The sequence below is a fragment of the Bartonella sp. CL435QHHD genome (genome assembly GCF_042195095.1).
Lineage (GTDB): Bacteria > Pseudomonadota > Alphaproteobacteria > Rhizobiales > Rhizobiaceae > Bartonella.
Map to the genome: position 1 here is coordinate 18,661 of NZ_JBHINS010000007.1, position 13,591 is coordinate 32,251.

Annotated in this window: 8 protein-coding genes; all 8 read right to left on the reverse strand. The window is 39.8% G+C overall.

Going from position 1 to position 13,591, the window contains the following annotated elements; translation table 11 throughout:
• Nucleotides 1-204: 204 nt before the first annotated feature.
• A complete protein-coding gene (locus ACFILH_RS00255) occupies nucleotides 205-2,085 on the reverse strand; it encodes a BID domain-containing T4SS effector (RefSeq protein ID WP_375657842.1) in 1,881 nt (626 codons plus the stop codon).
• A gap of 211 nt (nucleotides 2,086-2,296) precedes the next feature.
• Nucleotides 2,297-3,577 (reverse strand): BID domain-containing T4SS effector, encoded by a 1,281-nt coding sequence (locus ACFILH_RS00260; RefSeq protein ID WP_375667185.1) that lies wholly within the window; start codon nucleotides 3,575-3,577, stop codon nucleotides 2,297-2,299.
• A gap of 353 nt (nucleotides 3,578-3,930) precedes the next feature.
• Nucleotides 3,931-4,773, reverse strand: coding sequence for a BID domain-containing T4SS effector (locus tag ACFILH_RS00265; protein WP_375657844.1), 843 nt, complete (start codon nucleotides 4,771-4,773; stop codon nucleotides 3,931-3,933).
• A 343-nt stretch (nucleotides 4,774-5,116) separates the two neighbouring features.
• The gene (locus ACFILH_RS00270) at nucleotides 5,117-6,691 is read right to left on the reverse strand and encodes a BID domain-containing T4SS effector (RefSeq protein WP_375667186.1); all 1,575 of its coding nucleotides are present in this window, start codon (nucleotides 6,689-6,691) and stop codon (nucleotides 5,117-5,119) included.
• Between the two features lie 310 nt (nucleotides 6,692-7,001).
• Nucleotides 7,002-8,600: a BID domain-containing T4SS effector gene (locus ACFILH_RS00275; protein ID WP_375667187.1), complete on the reverse strand. Its 1,599-nt coding sequence runs from the start codon at nucleotides 8,598-8,600 to the stop codon at nucleotides 7,002-7,004.
• Nucleotides 8,594-8,815, reverse strand: a complete 222-nt coding sequence (locus ACFILH_RS00280; RefSeq protein ID WP_375643570.1) for a hypothetical protein — start codon at nucleotides 8,813-8,815, stop codon at nucleotides 8,594-8,596. The genes ACFILH_RS00275 and ACFILH_RS00280 overlap by 7 nt, the downstream gene beginning before the upstream one ends.
• Before the next feature lie 1,065 nt (nucleotides 8,816-9,880).
• A complete protein-coding gene (gene traG / locus ACFILH_RS00285; RefSeq protein WP_375667188.1) occupies nucleotides 9,881-11,797 on the reverse strand; it encodes a Ti-type conjugative transfer system protein TraG in 1,917 nt (638 codons plus the stop codon).
• A 155-nt stretch (nucleotides 11,798-11,952) separates the two neighbouring features.
• Nucleotides 11,953-13,584, reverse strand: a complete 1,632-nt coding sequence (locus tag ACFILH_RS00290) for a BID domain-containing T4SS effector (RefSeq protein WP_375660104.1) — start codon at nucleotides 13,582-13,584, stop codon at nucleotides 11,953-11,955.
• Nucleotides 13,585-13,591 lie beyond the last annotated feature (7 nt).

The window sequence follows — 13,591 nt, forward strand, 5'->3', positions numbered from 1 at the left end:
TTGAAAAAATTGACCTTATTCGCATGGAACAAAGTTAAAGTTTATAATTTTGAAGTATTATCGTGAAATTTTATCAATGAATTCTGTAAAATAATGGGGTGTCTTATTCAAAGTTTTCTGTATTTCACACACCGTCTTTGATGCAATCTTGGCAAGATAATTGCACCAAAGTTTTGGATAAAAAGCCAACAATTGTGAGATTTATCACGACAAAGCCATTGCTTTTGATGTTTCGGCTCTGCGCGGTCGAACTTGCGGCTGGTCTTCTTGTCTAGAAGTTTCTGTAACCTCTTTATGCCGCTTTGCTGTTGAGCGTTCAGGCAGCTTCAGGGGCTGCGATAAGCTTTGCTGCTTTTGTAATTTTTTATCGAGATCGGTAGGTGGTTGATAACGTTTTTGTTGTTCTGCCTGATGGTTTTGCACAATGGTTTCTCTTAACTGTTTTATTGTATCAGCATAGTCCTTAATGGCGGTACAAAGGGTAGGGATATTTTCTTCAGCGGCTTTGCGTGCTCCGTTTTTTATGCCAAGGGTTTTTCTACCAGCAAGTGGAGCAAAAGATGTAGAATCCTTTTTAATTTGAAATACAAGCTCTTCTCCCATCTCTGGAATTTTGTGCATATCTTCCATTCTATATTGTAAAATAAATGGATCATCATAAACAATTTGGCACCAATATTGGATCTCTCTTTGACCATATTGAACCGATGGATCTTGTTGAACTCTGCGGGCAATTTCCTGATTTGAGAGAGGCTTTATTTTCTTTTCTGAATTGAGCGAATTTTGTAAATGTTGATTTATTGGCTCTTTCTCTTGTGCTTGTCGCTGATGTTGTTGTTCCGTGTGAAAACCTTGTGAAATATTTTCACTTTTTGTATATTTTGAAGTATACATATAACCGTTAATAGCAGCACATAGGGTAGGAAGAGTTTCTTCAGCTTGTTTGCGCGCGTTATTTTTTATGCCGAGAACTTTTCTACCAGCAAGCTTAGAAATAGACTTAGGCTGTTCTGTAATATCCCATAAGAGCTGTTCTCCCATATTGGGGTTTTCTTTGATTGCTTCTATTCTTTCTTCTAAAATAAGCCTGTTGCCATAAACCTTTTCGCACAAAAATCGTATTTCTTCTTGATATGCTACGAGTAACAGCTCTCTTTCCATTGTATTAATAGATGATTTTTGTCCGTGAGACGGTTTTGGTTGTTCAATTGCTGTGTGTGGAGAGGCAGGTTTTGGGACGATAGTATCGCTTTGTTTTCTGTTTCCCATACGGTGCGGTTTTCTTGAAGGAGGGACGGCATATGTTCCACTGTCTTGTGATGATGAACTGCTTTGCTGTCTGACTTTCATATGTGATGGTGTTTTGGGTCTAACACTTGGGTCGTATGTTTCAGGATTTTGGATTTTTGTACCGTTTTGCACTCTGTCTCTCATGCGTGGCGATGTTTGCGAAGTAGGCGTTGCATAGAGGTGTTCTCTCTCTTGAACCGTTGTTTTGTTTTGTTCTCTATCTTTTGCACGTGGTGGTCTTTGTGGAGCTGCTTTTGTGTGCGGAGAGGAGTTTTCTTGGATTTGTGAGCTGGGGATTTTTGTGCCGGTTTGTGCTTTTTCCCTCATGCGTGGGGGTGTTTGCGAAGTAGGCGTTGCATAGAGGAGTTCTCTCTCTTGAGCTGTTGTTTTGTTTTGTTCTCTATCTTTTGCACGTGGTGGTCTTTGTGGAGGCGTTTTTGTGTGCGGAGAGGAGCGTTCTTGGATTTGTGAGCTGGGTTGTAGATTTTCTTTTGTGCGTGGGGGTTTGGGCGGAGCTACTTTTGTTTGTAGAGGAGGTATCTCTTGGGTTTTGGTGCTGGGGATTTTAGCGCTGGAGGGCATTGTGCTGGTTTGAGTGTTTGCTCTCATGCGGGGGGGGGGCGGTGGCGCAACCTTTGGGTGGGGGGATAAATTTTCTGGGCGTTTTTCTACAGTTGGTTTTGGCAAATTTTGAGAAACTTGGGAAGGAGGGGTTCTGGTGGGGGATTGTTCAGCCGGTTGTTGAAATTTTTCCATCATTTCGGTGATAAAAGGGGAGGGATTTCTTTTTTTCATGCATGTTCCTTTCAAACTCTTCCAATATTGTTTTTAAATACTATTTAAAAACGTACGTTGGTTTTTATTCTGTTTTATGCTTTTTTACTCGGTCTTTACGAGAGCAGATATGAAACTGAATGGTTTCACAAGATGGGGCTTTCTTGGCGCAAACACCCCTGTTCTGTGTTGCGCCAAGATGTTAGATTTAATGTGAAAACTTATGTCCTGTTTAGCTGGCAAAAGCCATCGCTTTTGGGGCGGTAGTTTTGCGAGGACGAATATCTGTTTCTCTTTGTTGCGTAGAGGTTGTTGCTTCTTCATGCGTTACTATTGAAGGCTCGGGGCGTTGAGCAGACTGTAAGACGCTTTGTTGTTGATGCAAGTTTTGCGATCTCTCAGAAGATGCTTCATTGTGTTCTTGTTTTGTCTGCTGAGTTTTTGAAAAGCTCTCTCTTACTTGTGCTACAGCTGTTGCATAATTGTCAGTGGCGTCAATGAGGTGAGAAAGACCAGCTTCAGCATGCCTGCGTGCTTGATTTTTAAAGCCACAAAAGTTACGACCAGCGTACTTGTGAAAAGATTGAGGATTTCCGACAAGTTGCTGTGCGAGTGCTTCTATTGTTTCAGGGTTTTGGAAAAGTGTTTCCACTTGTGATTGCAAAATGTTTTTGTTGCCAAAAACAACACCGCACCAATATTGGATTTGGGCATGGTGTCTTTTGACTTTTGAATGTTGGTGAATTTGGGTAGAAATTTCTACTTCTGAAAGCGTTGCTTTTTCACGTTGATCTGGTTTTTGTAGAAGTTTAGCGACGGCTTCCTTCCCCATAAAGCGTTCATAGTTTTTGAGTTCTTGCTCTGGAGATTGTAAGAGGTTCTCTCTTGCCTGTTTTACAGCTTCTGTATAACAATCAATGGTGACACTGAGAGTGGAATAACTCTCTTCCGCTTGTCTACGCACTCGATTTTTAAAGCCCAACGCGCTGGTGCCGGAAAGTTTAGCAATACTTTCAGGATAGGCTGCCATGCGCCATGAGAGCTCTTCTCCTGCAGCTGGATTTCTTTGAATTTCTTGCATTTTTTCTTGCAAAATGTTTGGGTTGCCATAAGCACTTGCGGATAAACGTTGGATTTCTTCTTGATAGGTTCGAACCAATGAATGGTGTGGAAGCAATTGAATGATTTCTTCCTCTGAGAGAACTCTTGTTGTCCTTTGGGAAACTTGTGAAGGAATTGTTGCGTGTGTCGTTTCAGTTTTTTGCGGTCTTTTGGTCGAGCTGCCTCTTGTTAACGAAGCTGTTGGATTTGTTGATGCATATACAGTTTCTTCGCTTAAAAGAGATTGTCTTTCCTCATCTTCTTCCGGTATGGATGACAGTCTTTTGCTTTTTGAAGGCGTTTCTTTAGGAAGGGGGGCTGCGCCTGAGACCTCTGCCGCTGCTTGTTCATAGAGCTTTATAAGTTCTTGTATTGAAGAGGATGGAAAAGGATGAGGGTGGTTTTTTTTCATGCATGTTTCCTTTCAAAAATTGTTTTAGAAAACCTCTTTGGTGCATTCTTGCCTTTTATGCTTGGATCGCTTTGAGACAAAAGAAATATCGAGCTGAATGAGTTTCCAAAGATCTGCGCTATTTGCAATCAGCTTAATGGACATTTGTGTCTTTTATACAGTTTTTTTGTGAAATATTATCAATAAGTTATCAATAGTTGTCGTGAATTACAGGCGCCATTTTTAGGACTATCTTTTGTAACATTCTAAAACAATTCTTGGCGCAATCGCGATGAAACGATTTGCGCCAAGAAACTCACTGAAAAAAAATTACATGAAAAACAAAAACTATCTGTTTTTACGTCTATGCCTCCTTACATGGCATAAGAAAATCCTTTTTCTCCATGTCTTTGTCGTTGAGGGCTGTGCTCTAGACTATTGTGTTCTTGTCCTCTTGTGTGATGATGATGACGATGATGGTGTCTCTCAACTTGCTGAGAATTTTCTTGACGGCGTCTTTGTTCCGCTAGAGGGGTGTGCAATAGCTGTTCCGTTGCATTTTCTACAGCTTTCGTATAACCATCAATGGCATCAACGAGCAGTTTAAAACCGTCTTCAGCTGCTTTGCGTGCTTGATTTTTTAAGCCAAGTGTGGAGCGTCCAGCAAGCCTGTGCATAGATTCAGGATTTTCAGCAAGTTGATTTGAAAGCTCTTTTCCTTTAGTGGGATCTTTAAGTATGTCTTGCAAGTGCTGTTGGAAAAGCGTGTCACTGTTATAAACAGTTGTACCCCAATGCACGACCTCTTGTGCATATGCTTGAACTTGTGGACTTTTTAAAAGCATGACACTTATTTGATCAGCTGTGAGGGAAGATGAAGGTCTTCCTCTTTGTTGTGGAGCAACCTTTGTATAGTCGGTTTCAGATTCTGGTTGCCTTTGATTATGGTGTCTCCCTTTGGAAGGAGAAATACTGCTAACAGTTGCGTATGTAACTTCTTCTTCGCGTTTTGGGGGAGCAACCTCTGTGTAATCGGTTTCAGAACTTTCTCTTCCCCGATCATGATGTCTCCCTCTTGAAGGAGAAACACTGCTAACAGTTGCGTATGTAACTTCCTCTTCTGGGGTTGGACCGCGCTGGTTTCCTCTGGTTGGTTTCTTAACTTGTGCATAGAGGGCTTCTGGATTTGCAGAAGGATGTGGATGATGTTTTTTCATACATATTTCCTTTCAATATTTTTAGAAAACCTCTTTGGTGCATTCCCCACTTTTAGTTTTGATAACTTTTATATAAAGGAAGATATCCAACCGAATGACCGCCAAAGATTCTGCGCTATTCAATATTGATATGTAATGAACATTTATGTCTTTTATACAGTTTTTTTATGAAATTTTATCAATAAGTTACAATAAATTACAGGATCCACTTTTAGAACTATTTTTTGTAACATTCTAAAACAACTCTTGGCGCAATCGCTATGAAATGATTTGCGCCAAGAGATTCTATGAAAAAAAGATTAAATGAAAAACAAAAACTATCTGTTTTTACGTTTATGTCCACTTACATGGCAAAAGCCATTCCTTTTTCTCCATGTCTTTGTCTTTGTGGGCTGTGCTCTGGACTATTTTGTTCTTGTCCTCTTGCATGACGATGATGATGGTGGTGGTGGTGTCTGTGTTCTGCTTCTCTTTCTGGACTTTCTTGTCTTTGACCTCTTTCTCTTTCATGCTCCCGTGTAAACTGTTTATGGAGCTTTTGTGCCGTATGTATATGCCTCTCAAGAGCTGAGCAAAGGGGAGAAAAACCATCTTCAGCTTCTCTGCGGCTTGGAGACTTTACACCAAGTATTTTGCTCCCCGCAAGCTTGCCAGGACCTTCAGGATGTTCGGCAAGCTCCCATAAGATTTGCTCTGCACTTTGAGGGTTGTCAAGAATTTTAGCAAGGTGGTTATTCAAAGCATGTTCGTTACCATAAACAACTCTGCACCACTCTTGCGTTTCTCTTATACCATATTGAAAGTCTACGTTTTTTAAAAGCTTTGTTGTAATCACATCTTTTTGGGTTCTGGGAGGGGGTGTTGCTCCTCTGCCAACACCTTGGTAGATAGGATTTTCTAGTTGTTCAGACTCTTGCCCGCCTTCAGCCCCCATGCCAACCGTTGTATAGACAGATTCGAGTGGTCTTTGGGGAGAGGGCTCACCACGTTCATCAAAGTTAAGCTCTGCATAGAGATGTTCTTCTGATTTTGAGGAACGTTGCAAATCCTGAGTGCTTCTCCTCGATGTATCGTAGAGGGGATTTATTAGCTGTTCGGATTCTGTCTCACCCGTTGCCAGATTAACGACGGCATAGGGATCTGTGAGCTTTTGGGCACGCCGCCCATCACTTGGTCTTCCACCAAGTCTGTCATAGGGATTTCCTAGTGGCTGTTGGGGAGCATAGATCGTTTCTGCTGGTTGTTGAAGTGTGTATTGTTGTTGGTTGCGCTGTTCTTTGGGTGGTTTATTAACCTTTGCGTAGAGGTCTTCTACATTAGGAGATCCTAGGTTTTGTTGGTCAAGTGGCTTTTTGGGAGCAAAGACCGTTTCTGGTGGTTGTTGAAGGGTGTATTGTTGGTGGTTTCGCGGTTCTTTGGGTGGTTTATTAACCTTTGCGTAGAGGTCTTCTACATTAGGAGATCCTAGGTTTTGTTGGTCAAGTGGCTTTTTGGGAGCAAAGACCGTTTCTGGTGGTTGTTGAAGTGTGTATTGTTGGTGGTTTCGCTGTTCTTTGGGTGGTTTATTAACCTTTGCGTAGAGGTCTTCTACATTAGGAGATCCTAGGTTTTGTTGGTCAAGTGGCTTTTTGGGAGCAAAGACCGTTTCTGGTGGTTGTTGAAGTGTGTATTGTTGGTGGTTTCGCTGTTCTTTGGGTGGTTTATTAACCTTTGCGTAGAGGTCTTCTACATTAGGAGATCCTAGGTTTTGTTGGTCAAGTGGCTTTTTGGGAGCAAAGACCGTTTCTGGTGGTTGTTGAAGTGTATAGTGTTGTGGGTTGCGCTGTTCTTTGGGTGGTTTATTAACCTTGGCATAGAGGGGGTCTTGGCTCTGGGGTTGTGGGTTCTGGGGGGCTGGTTGTGGGTGACTTTTTTTCATGGCTGTTTCCTTTCAATATTTTTAGAAAACCTCTTTGGCGCATTCCTCACTTTTTTGATAACAACTTTAGGATAAGGTAAGATATCAAATTAAATGACCTCCAAAGATTTCGCGCTATTCATATTGATATATAGTGGACATTTATGTCTTTTATACAGTTTTTTTATGAAATATTATCAATAAGTTACATCAAATTAAAGGATTCATTTTTAGGACTATTTTTTGTACCATTTTAAAACAATTGGTGAGCGTAATGGAGATAAAATGATTGGCGCTAAGAGTTAGTTGGAAGGCAAAAGTTCACGCGTTTTTAGCCGGTAAGAGCAAGCGATGAAGAGCGACTAACTTTCAAGCTGCGGGCTTGACATTGTGCTTCTTGGGTGTTCTTTACAGTATTCGCAATTTCTTTTGCTTTGCTTTCCGATGTCCCAAGGAGGCACGCTAGTCTGGTATGATCTTTTTCTTGTATGGCTTTACGCTCTTCTGAGGATAGACGATTGTGTAGTTGGCGCGAAAAGTGATGGAGTTCTTGTCGTAGTGTTGGAGAATGCAATAAAGCTTCCTTTTGTTGTTCTCTTGGTAAGGCAAAAAGGTTTTGTAAATTTTTTCCAGGTGTTTCGACAGTGTGACTCAGGCGATTTTGTTCTCTTTGATGTTGCTCTAAAATTTCTTCTTTTGTTTGTTGTGTTATTGTGGCATAATTTTTAAGGGCTTGGCTGAGTTGTGGAGCAGTTTGTTCCGCCAGTCTGCGATTTGGGCTTTTCATGTCAAGTATTTTTCTCCCTGCAAGTTTAGAAATTGATTGAGGGTTTTGTAAAATTTCATCAGCAAATTGATTTCCTAAGCTTGGATCAGCCGTTAAGATATCTATTTTTGTATTTAAGGCGTGGATTTTACCATAAACAGTCTTTGATAAATTTTTGATTTCTTTTCGGCATGCTTCAACATAAGCGTCATTTGAAATCTTTGTGAATAACTCTTCATGGGTGAGAGATTCTAATGTTTCTTTTGGGATCAATATTTCTTTTACATTTTGAACGTTGGTTTTTTGAAAGCAGAGGCGAGTACCGTTTTGTAATGTTTTGACGAGTTCTGGGGGGAGATCATCTTTGTGGCCGACGACGAAAGCACCCTCTACTTCCATGACAAAACCTTCTGCTGAAAAACCTCTAAACACGCCTTCGTAGGTTACATCTTCTTTTGTTGCAACAACAACACGATTGTTAATTTCATCCAGTCCCGCGTTTCTCATTTGGGAGATGAATTCTTTTAAAACAAGGGATTTTTGCGGATGTGTGATATCTTCAAAAAGATCTTTCATCGGTTGGGGATTGCCATATTGCATGGCTTCAATACAAGCTGCTGTCATGCGTCCTTTTGTGATGAAAGAAAAGTCAATGGTATGTCCTGCGGCTTGTCCAAGTTTTTCCATAAACATTCGATTGACGCGCCCATTCCCTTTTCTGAAAGGATGTGCGTGCTCGAGCGCCATAAAAACTTCTGCGGCATTTTCAGCAAATTCTTGGCGCGATAAACCTTTTAAATTGTTCTTCTCATTAAGTGTTTTTGCGAGTTGTTTTAGTTCTTTTTGAATCTGCGGTCCGATAGCAAAAGGAACTTCATAACCTTTGGGACGCATCGCCGGCATATGGGCAGTGGTGCCGTCTTCAAATGTAAAGGATGTATCGCGGGTTTTTCCAGCCCATTCAAAAGTTCTGTGGAAGAGGCTCCAGTGGATTAGTTTTAGATAGGAAGCATCAAATTTTTGTGGAAGTGGTTCGTGGCGAAAATTGACGGCTTCTCTGGCGGTATCATGAGCACAGCGTTCATACAGTTTTTTGGGGTCTTTTATGCCATATTTATTTTTGAGTGTTGGGGTACCTTTATATAGATAATTTTGCTCTAACATATAATCTCTCCTAAGTAGGTAGGGTGGTGGTTGATGAGCGTCTTAAACGCTGCATGTGAAAAATTCCCCTTCGCGTATTCTTTTGAGATTTTGGTAGTTATGAGAGGAAGCACTTTTCCCTCCAGTGTATGGATAGTTGTAGCAATCGTTTTGTGATGCTTTTGAAAGGTTTTTGGTGTAAGAGGTGCAAAATGTTCTGTTATGATTGTTTTCATGCCTATTTTCTTTTTTCATTTATTTTTGAAAAGTTTTTCTGATGGTTCCTTTGTTTATTACCTTGTGCTGTAAAATACTGGTATTGAGGGCCTTGATATGAATCCCATGAGTAGTTAGAAAATGGATTTTCTACAAATTGACTTTGGGTAAAATCTTCGTTCTTTGAGGTGTAAGGAAGAGGTCAAAAAGAAAAATGTTGCTTAAAATTGTTGTTTTTTTCCTTTAACAAAGTTGTTTGCAAGAGCGCTTTGATGAGGGGCGTGGATATGGCGGGTGCGATCGCTCTTGGTTAGCGGATGGTGCTGGTACTTTTTATACACAGTACTCAGATTGGTGAATCTATGGGTAAAAGCAGTTATCAAGAATTTTTCTCCATTATGTTTTTCTTACTGCTCCATATGAATATCTTGCCATACGAACATCTTGTTTGTGTATTTTTGCAACAAAATGTTTTTTATTTTGTATTGTTGCTCTTATTGTATTGCGCTGCTCTAAGATCCATAAGAGAGAAAACTCTTTCTTTGGTTGGGAGAAAAGCCTTTTTCAGCGCTTTATCATTAAAATAGAACACTTTATGATATCGTAAAGGGGGAAAAGCTTGTATAAGAATGATTTATTCATTTTGATGTATATCTTAAATGTTTTTTGGGAAAAATCGATGTTCTTGAGTGTGGGTGTTTTGAGAGTTCTTGTCTCAAAGATCAATCTTTTGTTTTTCTTAAGTCTTGATATTGGGGATTAGCGTTGTGAAATGTTTTTGGTTGTTTGTAGGAGATAAATTATACACAAAAAGCTTTGTAGGAATGTATTTGCAGACTTTCCCAAGTGGAGATGTTGGTTTAGTTATAGGTGATTTGAGGGGGTGGTATTTTTATAAAGATGATGGGCGCTGGTAAAACGATACACAAAATACAAAAAGGAAAAAACACGGATTTTTTTATCATGTTTTCCTTATATGTGTGAGGAAGCGTTCAAAAACTTTTTGTTAACGGGTTTTTAAAAAATAGAAATCTATGTTGTTTTTGTGGTTGTTCTTTTCATAGTCAAGATCTCATAATAGGAGGTTAGTTTTTCTTTTGTGGGGCAAAGCGGTTTTTTGCAGCTGCGGCTAACATTTCTTTTCTTCTGAAATAAATGGCGCGACCACATCGCAAAGGGGGGTGTCCTTGCATAAGAATAATTTGTTCATCTTGACGCATTTCTTGAATAACTTCATGGGGTAAAATCAGGGCTCTTTGTTGGTAATTGACGTTGTATGAACTCTTTCCTAAGGATAAGCCTCTTGATTTGCTTGTTCCGGTGACTTCAACGGTCATTTGGCCACAGCGTTCTGAAATGTCTTTGGCTGTTTGGAGGTCTTTAATGGCAGCATAGCTGACAAAGGAGCAGCTTTCAAACCATGAGCGTGCTCCGGCTTCTCCAAAGTGATTGACCAACTGACCAGAGGATTGATAAAAAAGCATTAAGGATGTACCGTATTTACGTCCACGATCGCGTGCTTCTTCTAAAATATTCATATAGCCTAGAAGATCAACTTCATCTAAGACAAATAAAACACGCTTTTTATAGTTACCGTCTGCTGTAACCATGGCATTGAGAAAGGCGCCAATAATTACACGTCCAATAGCTGGATAACTGTTTAAAATGCTTGCGGGGAGATTGAGAAAAACATCTGTATTGCCATTTGCAATATCTGAGGAAAAAAAATCATCTCCGCAGACAAGATCTGCGTAATTGGACAAAGAAAGCCATTGGGTATCTTTTGAGGCGGTTGTATAGACTCCTGAAAAGGTTTGTTCTGCCATTTCTGTAAAAATACCAACCATTTCACGAATAAAAGGAGAAGGTGTTGTTTCTTGAATCATGCGTAATTGATTAACAACAGCTGTTTCTGATTGAGAGAGAATGCCACGCAATGTTTTTAAATTGCGCTCGCTGTCTTCATATTCATCAGAAAATACAACGTGAGCAAGAAGAGCTGTTAATAAATTATGGGCTTGTGTCGAGAAATATTCTGCTGAAGAATTGTCTGATTTTTTATCTGTAAGGAGCAACTTGGAAAAGCTTACAATATTCGCTTCGCGTTGTGTGCGTGGTACGCTGTCGTCTAAAAGCCAATCGATGACATTAAAATTTTTTGTTAAAAATGAATTGGGATCGAGAACAATGACATTTCTATTCCCCATCTTTTGACGCGCAAATTTGACCATTGGGGCAACTTCTGTTGAAGGATCAAGACAAACAATAGACCCTGGATAGGTTAAACACGTAGGAACTACTGTACTTGTGGTTTTATAGCCACCAGAACCAGCAAAAAAGATCATATGAGTTGAACCAAAATCAAGATTAAAGGTTAGCAAAGGGGCTGTTCCACCCTTTCCCCATGTTGTTTTATTGCCAGGCGCAAAGGGAATTTTGCACACATTATCTTGATCAACACGGTATCTTTCACCCACAACAATTTGCCCATTGGCAGGAAAGATTTTTGCTGCCTCTCTTAAATTCATCCAAGAGGCCTCACCAAAAACACCTTTTTTTGCACGCTTGACCTTATTTTTAGGTGGAGAGGTTGTTATGAATTGAATGATGGAAAGAAAACCACCAATGATGATGCCAAAGACAACCATGGGGTCCATGAATTGAAGCGCATAGCTCCACGTTATTCCTTGTTGGCCAACATAGGGACTTAAACGTTTTATTTCACCACCAATATAGTAAAGAGCGGTTGTTCCAAAAAAAACAACGGAGACAAAAGTGATTATTTTACGTAAGTGCAGTTTTTGCGACAGACTATACAACAATGAAACAGCAGCCGTTAGTGCTAAGACTAATAAAGGCTCAGAACGAAGAGTCCAATAAATTTGATCGCTCTTTAGTCCATTTGTTATTAACAGTAAAAAATGAGGGACAAGGAATATCGTTAAAGCACCTAAAGCGACTGGTGTTAAAATAAGTACCATTTGTGTTTTGGTATATTTCATTGTATTTTACTCTCAATTCTATCAGAATATGTTGCGAAATGCTCTTTTTCAGGTACGTGATATTAACTCTCATCTCTTTTTGCAAAGGTGCAGATAACGCCAAACAGTTTTCGTTTATGAGCCTTTCTCATCAAGGAGGAAGGTTTTATCCATTCTTAGCAGGCCATAGCGAATGCTTTGGAATGGCGCATTGTGCATATTTGTGCTTGCTGATGTACTTCTTTGGTTTGCTTAATAATTTGTGTAATTTGTTTGGCTTTATTTTCTGATACACCAATGCTTTGAGCCAGTGTTTCATAATCATTATTTTGAACTGCTTTATGTTCATTTGGTGAAAGACGGGTGTTGATCTTTTTTACAAAGTTGCTGAGCTCTTTTTGACATAAAGGATTTTTTGCTAAAGCTTCCTGCTGTAATTCTTTTGGCAAGGCGAAGAGATCTTGCAAGCTTTGACTTGGCATTTCTATTGTTTTTGCAAGGCGACTTTGTTCTGTTGCATGTTCTTGCGTGATTTCCTTTTCAGCATATTTTACAGCATACGCGAAATTTGCAACGGCAGTACAGAGCATACCAATATGATTTTTAGCGTTTGCACGTGCCTGATTTTGTAGTCCACATAAACTGAAACCTGCAAGACGAGAAACAGAGCTCGGTGCCCTTTCAATCTTGTTGGCGAGCTGTTGGCCTAAGCTTGGATTTTTGATGATTTCTACCATCTGTTTGTCTAATGTTTTTGTATTACCATAAACAATTTTTGACAGTTTCTGGACCTGTTTTAGGCTTACGTGGACACAGGCATCTTCTGCAACCATTTGGGCCGTTTCATTTTTTGTCAAAGGGGCTAATTTCTCTTCTGGAATAAGAATGCTTTCAAGCTCTTTTGTTTCGGGAACGGTAAAGGTAAATTTATCACCGGGTTTTAATGTTTTGAGTTGTTCTGGTGTGAGATGTTCTTTATTGCCGATAATGTAAGCTCCTTTTACATTGCAGGCAAAGCTGTTAAGACCAGCACCTCTATAGGTGCCCGTGTAGGTTTCACCTTCCTTTGTGACCATAACAGGGCGATCATTCACACTACGCCCAAGTTCTTTCGTGTTGCTCATGAATTCCTTTAAAAGAGGTATTTTATTGGGATTAGAGATATCGTCAAACAGATGTTGCATTGGTTCTAGATTGTCATTTTGTATTGCTGCAACACTAGCAACCAACATGCGTTCTTTTGTAACCAGTGAAAAATCAAGCTGATGCCCTGCGGCTTTGGCAAGATTTTCAAAAAAGATCCGTTGTGTACGTCCGTTGCCTTCTCTAAAGGGGTGTGTATAGTTGAGAGAGGCAAATATTTTGGCTGCTTCATAAGCAAATTCTTTGCATGATAAATCCTGCAAATTATTTTTTTCGGCAAGCGTTTGATCTAATTTTTGTAAACCTTCTTGTAATTCGCTACCGACTGCAAAATTTGTTATTTTTTTCATTACTGGAGCGACGGCAGTAGTACCATCTTCAAATGTAAAGGGAACATTGCGGGTTTGTCCAGCCCATTCAAAGGTATTTTCAAATAGACATTGATGAATAAGGCATAGATAGGAGCTATCAAACTTTTCTGGTAAGGGGGCTTCACGCAGATTAACCATCGCTTTTGCTGAATCATGCGCACATCTTGCCGTAAAAGCGTCAAGGTTTGTTATTCCATATTTATTTTTTAATGTTTTGCTTTTAGGATACATATAATATTCAGGGGAAGGCACTGTGGATGTCACATCTGTTTTTTTTAATTTTGCTTTTGGCATTGTAGCT